This window comes from Nostoc sp. (assembly GCF_036917235.1).
GTDB lineage: Bacteria > Cyanobacteriota > Cyanobacteriia > Cyanobacteriales > Nostocaceae > Nostoc.
Genome location: NZ_JBALDU010000099.1, coordinates 215,540 through 234,117, shown reverse-complemented (window position 1 = coordinate 234,117; position 18,578 = coordinate 215,540). Strand labels below are relative to the sequence as shown.

The window sequence follows — 18,578 nt, the reverse complement described above, 5'->3', positions numbered from 1 at the left end:
AAATAATTTGTCCACCCCTAAATTAATATATTTTGTCACAGCTTATGAACCCTGCCCTAACTCAAATTGGCGCTCAAATGTCCAACCTGACTGGCGTCAGAGCAATCATGAAGGATATTATCGAGACATTACGAGCGGGTGCAGGGAAGCAGTTTATTAATTTGAGTGCTGGCAATCCGTTGATTTTGCCAGAGGTAGAGCAATTATGGCGGGATTGTACTGCACAGCTTTTGGCTAGCCCAGAATATGGTGAGGTAGTTTGTCGCTACGGTTCAAGTCAGGGCTATGCACCATTAGTTGAAGCGATCGCCAACGATTTTAACAAACGTTACGGGTTAAACTTAAGCGATCGCAATATCCTCATTACACCCGGTAGTCAAACCCTCTACTTCTACGCTGTGAATAGCTACGGTGGCTATACCCCTAGCGGCGAGTTAAAACAAATCGTTTTGCCCCTCAGCCCTGATTACACAGGTTACGGCGGCCTCTCCTTAGTTCCAAAAGCTTTAACTGCTTACAAACCAACTCTCGATATTGATGAAGCCGCCCACCGATTTAAATATCGCCCCGACTTCAGCCAACTGTCGATTTCAGAAAATACGGGTTGTATCCTCTTCTCTCGCCCTTGCAATCCTACTGGTAATGTCCTCACTGAGGATGAGGTGAAAAAGATTGCTGCCTTGGCTGCGCCTTACAATCTGCCCGTATTAATTGACTCAGCTTATGCGCCTCCCTTCCCGGCATTGAACTTTACCGAAATGACACCAGTGTTTGGTGATAATATCCTCCACTGTATGAGTTTATCGAAAGCGGGATTACCAGGAGAAAGGGTTGGTATTGCCATTGGGGATGAAAAGTGGATTGAAGTGCTGGAGTGTTTCCAAGCAAATATTGGTCTCCATTCTTCACGTTACGGCCAAGCGATCGCAGCTCTTGCAATCAACTCTGGCGCTTTAGTGGAAATTTCTCACACTGTTATCCGTCCCTTTTACCAAAATAAGTTTACCGTTTTAGAAACCAGCTTAGAACAAGCGATGCCCAAAGATTTACCTTGGTTCCTCCATCGCGGTGAAGGGGCAATTTTTGCTTGGTTGTGGTTAAAGGATTTACCCATGAGTGACTGGGAATTTTACCAGCTAGTTAAGCAAGTAGGTGTGATTATTGTCCCAGGAAATAGCTTCTTCCCCGGTTTAAAGGAAGAGTGGGCGCACAAGCATCAATGCTTCCGCATCAGCCTTACCGGCAGCGATGAGGAGATTGCCACTGCTATGCAACGTTTAGCAAAAGTAGCTGAAGAAACTTATAAAAGTGCGGTGGTGACTGCCTAATAGGGAAAATAGAAATGAAACACGAAGAAGCTAACAAAGAGATCGGGAGTAGAGGTGGAGAGGCGCAGAAGAGCAGAGGAGGAAGAAAATCAAAAAAGTCCAATCCCAAATCCCCAATTCCCAATCCCAAATCCCCAGCCCCCAATCTTGATGATTGGTTAGAAATTGGTAAGATTGTTGCCCCGCAAGGATTGTCTGGAGAATTACGGGTTTATCCTATATCGGACTTTCCTGAAAGATTTGAAGTGCCAGGAAAACGTTGGTTGTTGTGTTCAGGTGATATAGAACCGCAACCAATCGAATTATTGACAGGACGTTATATCAGTAACAAAAACTTGTATGTAATCAAATTAGCTGGCGTGGAAAATTGCGATCGGGCGGAGGCGTTGCGCGGTTGTAAGTTAATGGTGCCAGCTAGCGATCGCCCCCAACTAAGCGAAGATGAATATCATGTCCTCGATTTGATTGGCTTGGAAGTCTTCATGCAAGCATCTGGCGAACTAGTTGGTACAGTGGTAGACATCATCCCGGCTGGAAATGATTTGTTAGAAGTAAAGTTGCATGAATCATTTGCTGCTGATAAAAAACAAAAGACTGTTTTAATTCCATTTGTGGAAGCGATCGCACCTGTAGTAGACTTGAAATCTAATCGCATTGAAATCACACCACCGCCTGGGTTGTTGGAAATTAATAATTAGGTTATTCCTCGATCTGCCTCTAGCTAGTTTCCTTGTACTGCATACTTCAACAGGATTTCAGCATTTCATTTTTGTGTGGGCAAAAAACTAATCTTGAGTTGTCTTTGACGCGATCAAAATTGAACGCTGTACCTTAATTGGAATATTAAGTATGTTCGCTAGTTTTTGACGATGCTTAAATCCTATATCGTGCATATAACAGTGGCGCAAAATAATCTGTTTCAATAAGCGATCACAAACAGGATTTTTCAAGAACTCAGAGTGCAATTTATCAATTTTGTCGGTATCTAACTTTTTTTCAAACTGCAATTCAATAATTTGTTGAATCAAGCAGAATGAAGGTTTATTCTTGGTTTCGGTTACTTTGATATATATAGCGTTTCCTAATCACATGAGGTACATCTTAGCCTCCCTCCTCGCTTGCGGGGAGGGGGTTGGGGGTGGGGTTCTTGTACCTCACTCAACCGAGAATTGCTATATCACGACCTTTAGGAGAACCTAGAGAAAACGAAATTTTGTAAAGCATCGCTAAAATAAATGTGTAATTAATACCTAAGTAAAAAGACTCAACTTCCCGAATAATTTTAGAGTCGGGAAGATTTGGATTTTGTTCTAATATCTTTTTAATTTTTCTGATTGATTCTTCTTGCACGTATTCCGAAAATCTTAGAAAAACCCTAAGGAATCTTAGTGAAACCAAAACTGATTCTTCATAGATTAACTCTAAAGAGTGTCGTTCTAGGGAACCAAGTCTATTTCTTAAAATTTGTCCACAGACTTCAATTGCTCTGAATACTTTGTTCACCTTTACCATTAATTCTTCTACGTCCTTGTCGTCATCTACAAGGCTATTCTGCTCTTCATGTTGTTCAATTAAATCTTTATGTTTATCAGCTTCTAATCGTTCTTGCCTTGCGTCACGATTCTCTAAAATAAGGTCAGGTATTTCTTTAACAAAATCTTGAAGAAAATATAAAGAACTTGCTTCTAATGTTACTTCTTTTTCATCAGAAAAAATATCCATAACAGAAAGTAGAATCTCGTCAAGAATCCACGGATTTTTGGAATGGTACGTAAGAAACAGAACTATGTTTGATGCCTTCTCAAGATGAATCGTATTTACTAGATGTTTTATTCTCTTTTTAGCTTCTTCGCCTTGATGAAGAGAGTCTGCCAATTTTTTTGCTGCAAAGAAGTAAAACAGATAACGGTAACGAAACTTTAGACCAGCCTCTGATCGTTGCAGAATAAATGAACTGACCAAATCTCTAATTACTTTGTCTTGATCAACTGTTGTAATAAAATTCTCCGAGTACTTTTTAAAAAATACCTTTAAGCCAGAGTCATCAAGACTTTCGGAGGGAGACTCTAAAATTGCTCCCCCAAGTTCTGATAAAACATTGAGATATGTATCAATCTCATTTTGTTTTACATGAACACGCTCTAGGGCTTGGTAGATCAAATATTGATAACAGTGTCCGTAAGCAGTAATTTCAAGTCTCTGCGTGGTCATTGTCTCGAAAGACTGAAGAAGCATCAAAATGTGGAATGGTTTTGCTGGAACTATATTCTTGCGTACAAGCGAGTCTACATGGAGACGCAGTTCATCTATCTTTGCCCAAATCTGCTGATCGTCTGTTTCTTCAGTTAAGTCTAGTGCAACCCATTTCTCAATTAGTTTTGCACGATGGACATTATCAAAAGGTAGAATTTCTAATTTTTTATAATCATCAAGATCAGGAAAATAGGATTAATCAATAGCGTAGGTGTCGCCCATAGTAGACATCACTTTCCATCCTCTGCCTAAAACCAAGGAATTTAGTCACAAAGGCTAAGAAAGTTCATCATAGGTTAGATGGCCATAATTTTGAAAATCAGTAAAATTGCATACTGATGAATCCGTCAAAATCCTTTTCTAATGGAGTGTCGATAATGACATTAGCAACGACTCCACAAACAAAGCCTTTAACTGATGAAGAATTACAAAAGATAAACGCCTACTGGCGTGCAGCTAACTATCTTTCCGTTGGGCAGATATATCTACTCGACAATCCGCTACTAAGAGAACCCCTAAAGCTAGAACACGTCAAACCCAGACTATTGGGGCACTGGGGAACAACGCCAGGGCTGAACTTAATCTATGTTCACCTGAATCGGGTCATCAAAAAATATGACCTCAACACAATCTACATTGCTGGCCCCGGTCATGGTGGCCCTGGACTAGTAGCCAATACTTACTTAGAAGGCACTTACACTGAGTATTATCACAACATCTCCCAAGATACTGAAGGAATTCAGAAACTCTTCAAACAGTTTTCTTTCCCCGGTGGTATTCCCAGTCACGTAGCACCGGAAACCCCTGGTTCGATCCACGAAGGCGGGGAATTAGGTTATGCCCTCGTTCACGCTTTCGGTGCTGCCTTTGATAATCCTGACTTAATTGTTGCTGCTGTTGTCGGTGACGGTGAGGCCGAAACAGGTGCTTTAGCAACTAGCTGGCATTCCAACAAGTTTCTTAATCCTGTACGTGATGGTGCTGTGCTTCCCATTTTGCACCTGAATGGGTATAAAATTGCTAACCCAACAGTACTCGCACGCATCAGCCATGAGGAATTAGAAAGCTTATTTGTAGGCTACGGCTACAAGCCCTACTTTGTTGAAGGTGACGATCCCGCAGATGTCCACCAGCAGATGGCGGCGACTCTAGAAACAGCGATCGCAGAAATTCAAAGTATCCAAAGGGAAGCCCGCGTACATGGTTTCACTGAACGTCCCCAGTGGCCGATGATTGTCATGCGAACCCCCAAGGGTTGGACAGGACCCAAGGAAGTGGATGGTAAAAAAACCGAAGATTATTGGCGATCGCATCAAGTTCCCTTTGGCGAAATAGCAAGCAAACCAGAACACCTAAGACTTCTAGAAGATTGGATGAAGAGTTACAAACCAGAAGAACTCTTCGACGCTAACGGTAAACTGATTCCCGAACTAGCAGAACTAGCCCCCAAAAAGCATCGACGCATGGGTGACAATCCCCACGCTAACGGCGGTATTTTGCTGCATGACCTGAAAATGCCCGACTTTCAAGACTATGCTGTAGATGTTCTTGAACCAGGAAAGGCGATCGCAGAAGCGACCAAAGTAACTGGCAAATTCCTGCGAGATATCATGCGACTTAACCAAGAAAGTCGCAATTTCCGCATCTTCGCCCCTGACGAATTAGCATCGAATCGTTTAGATCCTGTACTGGAAGTTACTGACAGAGTTTCCGTAGCTGAGATTTACCCCGAAGATGACCACCTTTCCCCCGATGGTCGGGTAATGGAAGTTCTCAGCGAAACTTCTTGCCAAGGATGGTTAGAAGGCTACCTCCTCACAGGGCGTCACGGGTTCTTCACTTGCTACGAGGCATTCATCCATATCATCGATTCGATGTTCAACCAACACGCCAAATGGTTGAAAACCACCAAACATATTCCCTGGCGTAAACCGATCGCTTCCCTCAATTACCTACTCACCTCTCACGTTTGGCGACAAGACCATAACGGCTTTTCCCATCAAGACCCTGGTTTTATCGACCATGTACTTAACAAAAAAGCCGAGATTGTTCGCGTGTATTTGCCCCCCGATGCCAACACTCTGCTGTCGGTAACTGACCATTGTCTCAAAAGCCGCAACTATGTTAATGTCATCATTGCTGGAAAACAGCCGGCATTGCAATATCTCAACATAGATGCCGCTATCAAGCACTGCACCAAAGGCATCGGCATTTGGGAATGGGCAAGCAGCGACCAAGGCGGCGAACCAGATGTAGTGCTGGCTTGTGCTGGGGATGTTCCCACCTTAGAAACCTTGGCGGCTGTAGACATCTTGCGTCAGCATTTCGCAGATTTAAAAGTGCGGGTAGTGAACGTAGTCGATTTGATGACACTCCAGCCAAAAACCGAACATCCCCACGGTTTGAGTGAAAAAGATTTTGACACAATTTTCACCACCGACAAACCCGTTATCTTTGCCTTTCATGGCTATCCCTGGCTAATTCATCGCCTAACCTACCGCCACACTAATCATAAAAACATCCATGTACGTGGTTACAAGGAAGAGGGAACTACCACTACTCCCTTTGATATGGTTGTTCTCAACGATTTAGATCGCTTCCATTTAGTAATTGATGTAATCGATCGCGTACCAAAACTAGGATCTAAGGCAGCTTATGTCAAACAGCAGATGCAAGATAAGCTGATTGAACACAAGCATTACATTCAGAAGTACGGCGATGATATGCCGGAAATTCGTGATTGGAAGTGGCCTTATTAATAGGGAATGAGGATAGAGAGGCAGAGGGGAAACTCTTCTCCCTGCTTCTCTATTTTTTAAAAGACTTAAAAGCCATTAAAGAAGCTATACGCATCAATGGTACTGTGTCTTGGGATGAAATTCAAATTAGCTAGTACTAGTGAAATCCAAAAGCATCTGCATAATTTTTTAACTTTGCAGTGAGAAGTACTTAAAGTTACTTAATGCATCAAACACTACTTACTTTCATAGTTAGCGCTAGGATAGCTATGTATTTTATGAAAGTATAAATATGGCTCAAACTTTTTACGTAAATCCAGTATCAGGCAGCAATACCAACCCAGGTACTCAACAAGCCCCCTTCAAAACTATTACGCAAGCCCTCAAGGTAGCAACTATTGATACCTTGATTCAACTAGCAGATGGTAATTACAATGCTGCTAGCGGTGAAGTCTTTCCGTTAACCATTCCATCGGGCGTAACAGTAGTGGGTAATGAAGCCAATAAAGGCAATGGTATTTTAATTGAAGGAAGTGGTAGTTACCTGAGCCGTACTTTTGCTGGTCAGAATGTCACATTTGTGCTGCTGGATAAAGCGCAACTCAGAGGAGTGACTGTAACAAATTTAGCTAGTCGTGGTAGTGGTGTCTGGATCGAATCAACTGCCCCTACTGTTGCCAATAGCACCTTCATCAACAATAAGCGGGAGGGAGTATTTGCTACAGGCGATGCTAACCCAGTGATTATAGGTAATGCGTTCAGTGAGAATGCAGCTAATGGAATTGCGATCGCTAAAAATTCTAAAGGTCAAATTGAAAATAATACCTACTTTAAAACAGGTTTCGGCATTGCCATTAGTGATACTGCATCACCCATCCTTCGAGATAACAGAATTTATGAAAACCGTTCTGGGATTGTCATCTCTGGTAGTGCCCGTCCCGTATTACGTAATAATGTGAGTGAAAATAATACTGATGATGGGATCACAGTAATTGGAACTGCTCTACCGGATATCGGCAGTATCAATAGTCCAGGGGGCAATACTCTACGCAATAACGGTAAATTTGATTTGCAAAATGTCAGTTCCAATAAGCTGATTTCTCTAGGAAATAAAATAGATGTGTCTAAAGTCGCCGGAAACATAGAGTTTGCAGATAGTTCGGTTCCGACACCGACGCCAACTCCAACGCCAACTCCAACTCCAACGCCAACTCCAACGCCAACTCCAACGCCAACTCCAACTCCAACGCCAACGCCAACGCCAACTCCAACGCCAACGCCAACGCCAACTCCAACTCCAACTCCAACTATTGAATTAACCGATATTGCGAATCATTGGGCAGGTGGGTTTATTCGGGAATTAGTCAAATTGGGGATAGTTAATGGTTTTCCCGATCGCACATTTAAACCCGATGCGACGATGACACGGGCACAATACGCGGCAATACTGGTAAAAGCTTTCAACCCACAACCAAACCGTGCAGCAATCAAATTCAAAGATGTACCAACAGACTTCTGGGCATCCAAGGTAATTCAGCAGGCATATCAAGGTTCATTTCTCTCTGGTTTTCCTGACAATACCTTTAGTCCCAATAAAAATATTCAGCGCGTGCAAGTGATTGTCTCTCTGGTAAATGGACTGGGTTTATCTACTGATGGTACGGCAACTATCAAAGTTTTCGATGACCAAGCCAAGATTCCTGAATATGCTAAGGATGAGGTAGTAAAAGCTATAGATAAGGAAATTATTGTCAATTACCCAAACCTGAAACAACTCAATCCTACCCGCGATGCTACACGCGCTGAGGTAGCGGCGATCGTGTATCAAGCTTTGGTAGATGCTGGGCGTGTAGCAGCGATCAATTCGTCTTATATAGTGACTGCTTGATTGGCAATTGTGGGGTGGGCATCTTGCCCGCCTTAGGCTATGGGCTATCGTGTCGCCCACCCCACAAGAAATAGTTGAGTATTTTTTTATTTGGAAGTCTCTAACCTAAGTGTATTGAACGATCGCTACCAATATTTACTATTGACTGCTTTTAACGGTGTTTTCACCTGCCTCACTTTCGTGGAAACCCAAATTAAATCAGGCTTTCTGAATTTGGAACTTTGAATTGGTATTATTACCATGTTCCAGTAATAGAATTGATAACGAAGGCTTGGTAAAGTCTTCAACTCTCAAAAGATAGAAGCTTTAGTAGCAGATTTTACCTGTAAAAAAACAAAAATCTGTATTCAAAGTAAGCTTGTAGCATATAAAACGCTTGTAAGATTTTTATGACTTCCCGGATTCGCTTTTTAATGTGCCCTCCTGACCACTACGATGTGGACTATGTGATTAATCCTTGGATGGAAGGGAATATTCACAAGTCATCGCGCGATCGCGCCGTGGAACAGTGGCAGGGACTACACCAAATCCTTAAACAACACGCCATTGTAGATTTAGTACCACCTGAAAAAGGCTGGCCTGATTTGGTTTTTACCGCCAACGCGGGCTTAGTTCTGGGCGATAATGTCGTCCTCAGTCGCTTTTTACACAAAGAACGTCAGGGAGAGGAGCCTTTCTTCAAACAATGGTTTGAGGCAAATGGTTATACAGTCAATGAACTTCCCAAAGATTTGCCATTTGAGGGAGCAGGAGACGCACTGCTGGATCGGGAAGGACGCTGGTTATGGGCGGGATACGGTTTCCGATCGGAATTAGATTCTCACCCTTATCTGGCTAAATGGCTGGATATTGAGGTGCTATCCTTGCGCTTAATAGACGAACGTTTCTATCACCTGGATACTTGCTTTTGTCCTTTAACAAATGGCTATTTGCTTTACTATCCCGGTGCTTTTGATTCTTACTCCAACCGCTTAATTGAAATGCGAGTCGCGCCAGAAAAGCGGATCGCAATTGAAGAAGCTGATGCACTGAACTTCGCTTGTAATACGGTGAATGTGGATAGCATCGTCATCATGAACAAAGCGAGTGATGCTTTGAAAACCCGCCTTGCAGATGTAGGTTTCCAAGTGCTGGAAACACCTCTGACAGAATTTCTCAAAGCTGGTGGTGCGGCTAAATGCTTAACTCTGCGGGTTACAGAACCAGTTAGAGATGAAATTCATGCCAATGTCTCGGTAGAAAGCCGCGTCATTCGGATGGAAGGACATTTGCTAGATGCTGGCTTAATTAACCGCGCTTTGGATTTGATTATAGATGCCGGAGGAAGTTTCCAAGTTCTAAATTTCAACTTGGGAGAACAGCGCCAAAGTACCTCAGCCGCAGAGGTGAAGGTATCAGCACCATCTCATGAGGTGATGGAAGAAATCATCTCAATGTTGATTGATTTGGGTGCAGTAAATTTACCCCATGATGAGCGAGATGCCAAGCTGGAGCCGGTAATCCAAGATGGTGTAGCGCCTGATGATTTCTACGTCAGTACCATTTATCCCACAGAAGTGCGGATTAATGGTCACTGGGTGAAGGTAGAAAATCAGCGAATGGATGGAGCGATCGCCATTACTCAAACTCCCACAGGTTTAGTTGCTCGGTGTAAAATACTACGCGATTTAGAAGTTGGCGAACAGGTAATTGTAGACGTTTTAGGTATCCGCACCATCCGTAAAACTGAATCGCGGGAAGTCCGCAGCACCCAAGAATTCAGCTTTATGTCGGCGGGAGTTTCTAGCGAACGGCGCGTGGAATTAGTCGTTGAGCAAGTGGCTTGGGAATTACGTAAAATCCGCGATGCTGGTGGTAAAGTAGTTGTCACAGCTGGACCAGTGGTGATTCACACTGGTGGCGGCGAACACTTGGCGCAACTGGTTCGGGAAGGATATGTACAGGCGTTGCTGGGTGGGAATGCGATCGCAGTTCACGACATCGAGCAAAATATCATGGGCACTTCCTTGGGTGTGGATATGAAGCGGGGTGTCGCCGTTCGTGGCGGACACCGCCATCACCTGAAGGTAATTAATAGTATCCGCCGTTATGGCAGCATTCCGAAAGCTGTGGAGGCAGGAGCAATTAAAAGTGGCGTAATGTATGAATGTGTCCACAATAATATACCTTTTGTCCTTGCGGGATCGATTCGGGATGACGGACCTTTACCTGATACCCAAATGGATTTGATTCAAGCACAGGAGCAATATGCCAAACACCTAGAAGGTGCAGAGATGATTTTGATGTTGTCATCAATGCTGCACTCAATTGGGGTGGGAAATATGACTCCGGCAGGGGTGAAGATGGTGTGTGTGGATATTAATCCAGCTGTGGTAACTAAGTTAAGCGATCGCGGTTCTGTAGAATCGGTGGGTGTGGTGACGGATGTGGGATTATTCTTGAGTCTGTTGATTCAGCAGTTGGATAAGTTGACAAGTCCTTATGTTAATAAGGTAGGTTAAGAGAACGAACCGCAGAGGCGCAGAGAAAGGGAGATGACAAGAGTAGCTTTCAGTGAATTGCAGGTTAATTGGGTCAGTTTTATAGCTGATTTCTTGTTGGTAGGGATGGTTTTTGGCCCGCCTATCGCTCCCTTTTTGGCTGCGTCTGGGGTGTCTTTGCTTCCTGGGATTGCGGACATCATTTATTTCATGGGTAATCATGTCTGTCCGCAACCAGATATGGGGTTAGATTTAGCACCACCGTTTATTATGGCTGTGTGTATGCGCTGCTACGGCACTGTCACGGGTTTGCTGATTACTCGTCTGTTGTATGCGGTAAGTGGTGGTAAAGGATTTTATTGGTTGAGTCAGTATGGCTGGAGTGGTGTGGCTTTAGCTAGTGTGCTGATGATGGCTTATCCTTTGGAATTGGCAGCACAAGTTTTCGGTTGGTGGAGTTTTAATAACTATCTGGTTACGCCTTTTGGATTAATTACAGGTTTGGCGTGGGGATTGTTTGCTATGCCGATCTTACATGGGTGGCGGGTTGCTAAAGCTAACTTGCATGAATTGTAGAATTAGAAACTGCACACCAGTCGCTTCTCCTACTTGACATAGAAACGCTAAAGAAGGCAGAAGGTTTGCAATACAGTATAGGCTTCTCTTCTCTACGAGAGGCTGCGCCAACGAGACGCTCCGCGAACAGACCTACACTGATTGCAGGACACCAAATCAGAGATTTTGGAGTGGGGCTTCAACCCTTACGGACTTCGGTCGTGGCAGAGGGCAGGAATCAGAATTCCCTTCTGCCAACTGAGCCTCCTGCCCTCTGCCTTTCTTGCTAACATTTGTTTAAGATAACTAGCAGTTATGTCTAATGTAGCCTTGGTAGTCTAAGTAGGTAACTACTTGGTAAACACATTGCTCAATAGTAAATTGATCGGTAAAACAAATAACGTCTGGATTTAAAGGTTCTTCGTAAGGGTCAGATATACCAGTAAAATGCTTGACTTGTCCCGTCTTAGCTTTGGCGTAAAGTCCCTTCACATCACGGGATTCACAAACTGCTAATGGTGCTTGAATATAAACTTCCACAAAGTTGGTGGTTGTTTGTCTCAATTCATCTCGAATTTCTCGATAGGGGCTGATTGCAGCAACGATCGCCACTACCCCATTCCGACTGAGTAAATTTGCAACAAACCCTATGCGGCGTACATTTGTATCCCGGTCTTGTTTGCTAAACCCCAACCCCTGAGATAAATGGGTGCGAATAAGATCGCCATCAAGTAATTCTACTAGGCAACCCCGTTTTTGTAGTTCTTGGGCAACACCATTGGCGATCGTTGTTTTACCCGCCCCACTTAACCCCGTCAGCCAGAGGATTGTACCTTGATGGTTCATAATAGCTTTTTCTTTCATCTGTGGAAGAGTGCGATGTCTACGACGGGCTACGCCTACGCACTTTACATTACCCGTGGGAGCGATCGCACATCTAAAATGTGTTAATTTTTCCTAGCTCATGATGCGACTAACTTTTTGCGGCTGGGACGCTTGTACTCTGATTTTTTCTTTAATCCAACCGCTTGAGCTTGATCGCTATCTAATCCATATTGTCCGCGCACAACTTCTTTCATCCCTAATACCGCATTGTGAAATTCCCATTCTGCTAATCGCGCAGCATCAGCAGCAGCACGGTATAAAGCTAGTTTCTCATTTTCAGCTTGTTGATGGGACAACATAACCTGATAAGCTTGCTGTAATTTGTCAGCAGAGGCATCAGCGCGGGTTGTGTTATATGTGCTGATGGTTTGCAAACCGTGCCATGAACTAACATCTTCACTAATTAATTGAGGACGCAAACGGCGTGTTGTATCTTGGGTAGGCATATTAGCATACTGATGTAATGTACATATTTAATGTACCCATTGGAACTCTAAATATATCAGTAAGCTGAAGTTTTTAGATAAAACAAGGTTAGGAAAAGGGTAAGCTCATTTTTGCAACTTAGAAACAACAAAGGTGCAGGTCGATGCATTAAAGTTGCAAGCCAATGCAACAAACTTGCAGGTCGGTACATTAAAGATGCAAGTTTATGCAACTTAGTTACAAATCGATGTATCTAAGTTGCAAGTCGATGTATCTAAGTTGCACATTCATGCAACTAAAGTAGGCGTTGCATGAATCGAGATGATTAAAGCGTGACGAAATTAGCGGCAGTCAGCGTCGTAGTATTAATGCCAGTCAGCGTCGCCAAAATTTCATTAGTGGAAGTCACTTTGATATTGTTACCAGAGAAACTCAGTTGTCCAAAGCTTAAACCACCATACAATCCAATTAAATCATTACCCTTAGTGAAATCAGTAATGGTGTCAGTACCTTCAAGAGCAGCAAAGGCAAATGTATCGTTACCATTGCCACCTGTGAGGATATCGCTGCCAGCACCACCATAAAAGAGATCGTTGCCATTACCACCAGAGAGGTAATCAATACCACCGCCACCATAGAGGGTATCGTTGCCATTACCACCGTTGAGGGTATCGTTACCCGCACCGCCATCCATGAGTCCATCACCATACAAGATGTCGTTGCCATTACCACCGTCGAGGCTATCGTTACCCGCGCCGCCGTAGATGGTATCGTTGCCATTGCCGCCGTTGATGATGTCGTTACCAATGGTGCCAATTATGTTATCCGCTTGATTTGTGCCATTATTCTTAAGACCAACAGCCACAGTCACCGTTGCAGTATCAGTGAGGCTACCATCGCTGAGGGTGTAATTAAAGCTGGCATTACCAGAGAACAGAAGATTTGGGGTAAAGGAAACAAAATCATCTGCGGTGTTGCTGGGTGTGCCGTTATTGTTCAGGACAGCAGTACCGTTAGTAGCACCGCTGACACCAGTAATGCTCAAGGAGTTGCCATCGATATCGGTATCATTTGACAGTAGGCTAGTAACTGCGATGTTGACAGGAGTACCAAAGAATGTGGAAACATTGTCATCAATAGCAACAGGGGCATTGTTGGTGGCGGGTTTTTGTGTGCCGTAAACATCATCGTTATTGGTAGCAGTTCCCGCGTCGTTAGCTGCACTGTTGCCAGTAAAGGTAGAGGAACCCGTGAAACTGACAGTGCCAAGGGTAGTGGGCATTCCCTGGTTGTTGCCGTTAGTATTCGTGGTGGACTGCATGATGAAGATTGCCCCACCTAAACCTTGACCTGGGTTACCACCTGTGCCGCCTGTAGCCGTGTTGCTGGTAAAGCTGGTGTTATTGAGGGTTAAAGAGCCACTGCGGACGAAGATGCCACCCCCTAATCCAGCACCGCCGCCGCCGGAGCCGAAGCCGGAGCCGTCACCGCCGCCAAAACCGCCACTGCCGAAGCTACCGCCGAAGCCGCCGCCGCCGCAACCGCCGTAGCCGCCGGCGGCGCCGCCGCCAAAATCGCTAATGTAGCCGCCGCCGCCGCCAAAACCGCCATTGCCGCCGCTACTATAGCCGCTGCCGCCGCCGCCGCCAAAACCGCCACTGCCGCCATTCCTGCCGTAGCTGCCGCCACCGCCGAAGCCGCCGCCGCCATTGCCGCCGTAATTACCATTGCCGCCATAGCCGCCGTCGGGGCCACCACTGTTACCGAATAGACCGCCGCCGCCGCCGCCACCACTGTTACCGAACATCCCGCCGCCGCCCCTACCCGCTCCAGAAAAAATACCACTGCCGCCTTGTGCTGCGTTATTACTAAAAGCGACATTGCTCAAAGACACATTGCCATCATAGATGAACAAGCCGCCGCCCATTCCCGCACCGCCACCGCCTGATTTACTATCTCCCCCTTTAGCCCGTCCGTTGGTGATGGTCAGGTCAGAAATAGCGACGGTTCCCGACAAAATGAATAAGGGGCGCAAGTCGCCATTATCGTTGATGCCGTTGTTATTAGCATCACCGCTAATGCTGTGGTTATTACCCGCAATGGTGATGTTGCTGTTCACCAGGGTTTTCATAACCCCAGTAATGCGAACATCGTTATTAATGGTTATGGTGTCATTCCCCGCGAGTTGGTTCGCTTGGAGAATGGCATAACTGAGTGTACCTGCGGTGCTACCGCTACCATCATCAGTGGTTTGGTTAACGATGAAATTTGCCATTTGATTTTTTTCCTTTATTTGAGGTGTAAAGTTGGATTTAGACTCCGACTTATCAAAATGAGAGTAGCGTAGGCGTAAGCCTTGTCGTAGACATCGCCTCTACTCTCTGAAGACTGAGCCAGGTTAATTTTTGCAACTTTATTGCATTCAAGTTGCAAGTCGATGCAACAAAGGTGCAAGTCAATGCAATCAAGGTGCAGGTTGATGCAACTAAGGTGCAGGTTGATGCAACCAAGGTGTAGGTCGATGCAACTAAAGTGCTTTTTGATGCAACAAAGGTGCAGGTCGATGCAACAAAGGTGCAGCCTTGTAGGGAAGGGGTCAGATTGAAAACTTTATTTACTCACCGCTTCTACTGGCTGGGCGACAATCACATTAGCTAGACTGTTGCTGGGGTTTTTCCAAAAAGACAACCCATCATATTGAGTAAATAAATCCGGTGGTAAAATTGTCAGTCGTGGTTGAAACTCGACTTTGCGACGCACCTGATGTAATCCTTTGGTATTGAGGCGATTATCAAATTCTTCAGCTTCGTATTCCACATTGGCAAAATCATGCTTAAAGGGTTCTTTTTGTATAAATTGATAAATCAGCGATATGGTTTTATCAGGTGCTTGGGTTAATAAGTCATAGTCCACCAAAAGCAAAGAGGCACTGTGTTCGCTATAAAATGCTTCTTTGAGGGCGTTATAAGCAAACCCTACTAACCGTCCCCCTTGACTCAAGGCTTCGGTGCGGGTGTAAACTGTAGAGCGTTCACCGGCATTATTAAACATCCGCGATACATCAAAAGCGTTTTTTCTAATCAGCCGTTCGATGCTATCCATAATCCAAGAGACATTCCGCACGCAGCAAATTACCTTTGAGCCAGGAAATAGCTCTTGAATTAAGGACAATTTGCTACACCACAAGCGATTAGTATCGAAGATGACTTCTTTTTGTGCTTCCGGTTCGTAGAATGTTGAAAATATAGTTAAGGTTAATGCCCGTTTTTGCTCTGGGGTGATAAAGACTGAATACTCGTTGTCTTCGCTCATCGCTTCAAGCATCCGGTTCACCAGACTACCAACGGGGCTAGTCATGCTGGCATGAAACCGGGGATTTTGCCGAAGTAACGCTCCGAGTAAGGTGGAACCGGAACGAGGTAAGCCGGAGATAAAGTGGATTTTTGGAGTCATTACGGTTAATTGGCTTTGATTTCTCCCCCTTCCCTAGTAGGGAAGGGGGCTGGGGGGTTAGGTCTGGCGTTATCTTTTTCACATAACGTGAAAAGTCAGAGAAGCTTTTGCACTTATGGGTTGTGATTCCACAGGCTAGGCAGTTGTGACAATTTTGTTGTGGTGAAGTGGATTATAGAGCGATCGCCTCAACGACCGCATCGGACAAAGATCCAAGTTTTGACTAGGATCTTTGTCCTATATAATTGATACTTATGTAGATCGTGAGAGTGGCGTAGGCGTAAGCCTTGTCGTAGACATCGCCTCCACTCTCTGAAGACCGACCCAAGTTAATTTTTGCAACTTTCATGCAACAAAGGTGCAAGCCAATGCAACAAAGGTGCAAGCCAATGCAACAAAGGTGCAAGCCAATGCAACAAAGGTGCAAGCCAATGCAACAAAGGTGCAAGTCAATGCATCAAAAGTGCAAGTCGATGCATCAAAGGTGCAAGCTGATGCAACTAAAGTAGGCGTTGCATGAATCGAGATGATTAAAGCGTGACGAAATTAGCGGCAGTCAGCGTCGTAGTATTAATGCCAGTCAGCGTCGCCAAAATTTCATTAGTAGAAGTCACTTTGATATTGTTACCAGAGAAACTCAGTTGTCCATAGGTCAAACCACCATACAATCCAATCAAATCATTACCCTTAGTGAAATCAGTAATGGTGTCAGTACCTTCAAGAGCAGCAAAGGCAAATGTATCGTTACCACTGCCACCTGTGAGGATATCACTGCCAAGACCACCAAAGATGATATCGTTGCCATTACCACCGTAAAGGCGATCGCTACCGCCACCACCGTAGAGAGTATCATCGCCATTACCACCGTTGAGGGTATCGTTACCCGCGCCGCCATCCATCAGCCCATCACCATACAAGATGTCGTTGCCATTTTCGCCGTTGAGGCTATCGTTACCTGCGCCGCCGTAAATGGTATCGTTGCCATTGCCGCCGTTGATGATGTCGTTACCGATGGTGCCAACCAGGCTATCAGCACCATTACCGCCTACAATGTTGTTACCAACAGCCACGGTAACGGTAGCAGTATCAGTGAGGCTACCATCGCTGAGGGTGTAATTAAAGCTGGCATTGCCAGAGAACAGAAGATTTGGCGTAAAGGAAACGAAATCATCTGCGGTGTTGCTGGCTGTGCCGTTATTGTTTAGGACAGCAGTACCGTTAGTAGCACTGCTAACACCAGTGATGCTCAACGGGTTGCCATCGATATCGGTATCATTTGCTAGTAGGGTGCTAACTGCGATGTTGACGGGAGTACCAAAGAATGTGGAAACACTGTCATCAACAGCAACAGGGGCATTGTTGGTTACAGAAATGTTGATGGTGCCGTAGATATTATCGTTATTAGTGGGTGTCCCCGCATCATTAGCTGCATTGTTGCCACTGAAAGTAGGATTACCTACAGAATTGACAGTAGGCAGAACGGTAGGCATTCCCTGGTTGTTGCCGTTGGTATTGGTGGTGGACTGCATGATAAAAATCCCCCCACCCAAACCTTGACCATTCTGATTCCCTGTGCCTCCTGTAGCCGTGTTGTTGGTAAAGCTGGTGTTGTTGAGGGTTAAAGAGCCATTGCGGACAAAGATACCACCTCCCAGTCCAGCACCGCCACCGCCGTTGCCGCTGTTGTCGCCTCTGCCGGAGCCGAAGCCGCCGCTGTTGTCGCCTCTGCCGGAGCCGCCGCCGCCGCCATAGCCGCCCTTGCCGCCGTAGTAGCCGGAGCCGCCGCCGCCGCAGAAGCCACCCTTGCCGCCGTTGTAGCCGTAGCCGCCGCCGCCGCCGAAGCCGCCGAAGCCGTCGAAGTTGCCGCCGCCGCCGAAGCCGCCGTTGCCGCCGCCGCCATAATTGCCGTTACCTCCATAACCACCATTGTTGCTAGTGCTATCGGCAAACAGTCCGCCGCCGCCGTAGCCGCCAGCATTGCCAAACAGTCCGCCACCGCCGGTCAAACGCAATCCACTGACACTGCTGCCGCCTTGGGCTGCATTATTACTAAAGGCAACATTGGTTAAAGAGACATTGCCATCATAGATAAATAAGCCGCCGCCTAGTCCGGCACCGCCGCCACCGCTGAGACTATCTCCACCTTTAGCTCGTCCGTTAGTGATAGTCAGGTCAAAAATACCGACGGTTCCCGACAAGATGAACAAGGGGCGCACATCGCCATTGTCGTTGATGCCGTTGTTATTAGCATCACCGCTAATGCTGTGGTTATTGCCCACAATGGTAATGTTGCTGTTCACTAGCGTCTTTACTACCCCAGTCACCCGCACATCGTTATTGATGGTAATGGTGTCATCCCCTGCTAGTTGATTAGCTTGGAGAATTGCATAACTGAGGGTGCCAGCAGTAGTCCCGCTGCCATCATCAGTAGTTTGGTTAACGGTGAAGTTTGTCATTTGATTTTTTCCTTTGTTGAGTTGTTGTTTTAAACGCGTTTGATTAAATAGGCTTTATGGACGAAAGGGCGATCGCATTTTCTTTTGATCTCAAATGCGATCGCATCACTAATCAG

At 45.3% G+C, this 18,578-nt stretch carries 14 protein-coding genes; 8 read left to right on the top strand and 6 right to left on the bottom strand.

Going from position 1 to position 18,578, the window contains the following annotated elements; genetic code table 11:
• The first annotated feature begins 44 nt into the window (after positions 1 to 44).
• Positions 45 to 1,328, top strand: coding sequence for a valine--pyruvate transaminase (locus tag V7K44_RS28795; protein WP_334936783.1), 1,284 nt, complete (start codon positions 45 to 47; stop codon positions 1,326 to 1,328).
• Between the two features lie 14 nt (positions 1,329 to 1,342).
• Entirely contained in the window at positions 1,343 to 2,026 is a 684-nt protein-coding gene (gene rimM, locus V7K44_RS28790) for a ribosome maturation factor RimM (RefSeq protein ID WP_334936781.1), read from the top strand.
• A gap of 460 nt (positions 2,027 to 2,486) precedes the next feature.
• Here the strand turns inward: rimM and V7K44_RS28785 are convergent, their stop codons facing one another.
• A complete protein-coding gene (locus tag V7K44_RS28785; protein WP_334936779.1) occupies positions 2,487 to 3,539 on the bottom strand; it encodes an STAND family AAA ATPase in 1,053 nt (350 codons plus the stop codon).
• Between the two features lie 419 nt (positions 3,540 to 3,958).
• Between V7K44_RS28785 and V7K44_RS28780 the strand changes: the two genes are divergently transcribed.
• The 5 genes from V7K44_RS28780 to V7K44_RS28760 all read left to right on the top strand — a co-directional run bounded on the left by V7K44_RS28780 (position 3,959) and on the right by V7K44_RS28760 (position 11,263).
• Positions 3,959 to 6,340, top strand: coding sequence for a phosphoketolase family protein (locus V7K44_RS28780; RefSeq protein WP_334936777.1), 2,382 nt, complete (start codon positions 3,959 to 3,961; stop codon positions 6,338 to 6,340).
• Entirely contained in the window at positions 6,322 to 6,474 is a 153-nt protein-coding gene (locus tag V7K44_RS28775; RefSeq protein WP_334936775.1) for a hypothetical protein, read from the top strand. Before V7K44_RS28780 ends, V7K44_RS28775 begins: the two co-directional genes overlap by 19 nt.
• Before the next feature lie 137 nt (positions 6,475 to 6,611).
• Positions 6,612 to 8,207, top strand: coding sequence for a DUF1565 domain-containing protein (locus tag V7K44_RS28770; protein ID WP_334936773.1), 1,596 nt, complete (start codon positions 6,612 to 6,614; stop codon positions 8,205 to 8,207).
• Positions 8,208 to 8,596: 389 nt separating this feature from the next.
• Positions 8,597 to 10,708, top strand: a complete 2,112-nt coding sequence (gene argZ / locus V7K44_RS28765; RefSeq protein WP_334936771.1) for a bifunctional arginine dihydrolase/ornithine cyclodeaminase — start codon at positions 8,597 to 8,599, stop codon at positions 10,706 to 10,708.
• Positions 10,709 to 10,741: 33 nt separating this feature from the next.
• Entirely contained in the window at positions 10,742 to 11,263 is a 522-nt protein-coding gene (locus V7K44_RS28760; RefSeq protein ID WP_334936769.1) for a DUF2085 domain-containing protein, read from the top strand.
• Positions 11,264 to 11,548: 285 nt separating this feature from the next.
• On the opposite strand, the gene cysC is transcribed toward V7K44_RS28760, so the two are convergent.
• The 4 genes from cysC to V7K44_RS28740 form a co-directional block, all read right to left on the bottom strand.
• Positions 11,549 to 12,088 carry an adenylyl-sulfate kinase gene (gene cysC / locus V7K44_RS28755; RefSeq protein ID WP_334936767.1) on the bottom strand — a complete coding sequence of 180 codons (540 nt, stop codon included), beginning with the start codon at positions 12,086 to 12,088 and terminating at the stop codon, positions 11,549 to 11,551.
• Positions 12,089 to 12,204: 116 nt separating this feature from the next.
• On the bottom strand, positions 12,205 to 12,573 hold the full coding sequence (locus V7K44_RS28750) for a hypothetical protein (RefSeq protein WP_334936765.1): 369 nt from the start codon (positions 12,571 to 12,573) through the stop codon (positions 12,205 to 12,207).
• 305 nt (positions 12,574 to 12,878) lie between these two features.
• Entirely contained in the window at positions 12,879 to 14,828 is a 1,950-nt protein-coding gene (locus V7K44_RS28745) for a calcium-binding protein (protein WP_334936763.1), read from the bottom strand.
• Between the two features lie 335 nt (positions 14,829 to 15,163).
• A complete protein-coding gene (locus V7K44_RS28740) occupies positions 15,164 to 16,006 on the bottom strand; it encodes a sulfotransferase family protein (protein WP_334936761.1) in 843 nt (280 codons plus the stop codon).
• Between the two features lie 358 nt (positions 16,007 to 16,364).
• Between V7K44_RS28740 and V7K44_RS28735 the strand changes: the two genes are divergently transcribed.
• Positions 16,365 to 16,526: a hypothetical protein gene (locus tag V7K44_RS28735; RefSeq protein WP_334936759.1), complete on the top strand. Its 162-nt coding sequence runs from the start codon at positions 16,365 to 16,367 to the stop codon at positions 16,524 to 16,526.
• 10 nt (positions 16,527 to 16,536) lie between these two features.
• On the opposite strand, the gene V7K44_RS28730 is transcribed toward V7K44_RS28735, so the two are convergent.
• Entirely contained in the window at positions 16,537 to 18,462 is a 1,926-nt protein-coding gene (locus V7K44_RS28730; protein ID WP_334936757.1) for an Ig-like domain-containing protein, read from the bottom strand.
• Positions 18,463 to 18,578: the final 116 nt, after the last annotated feature.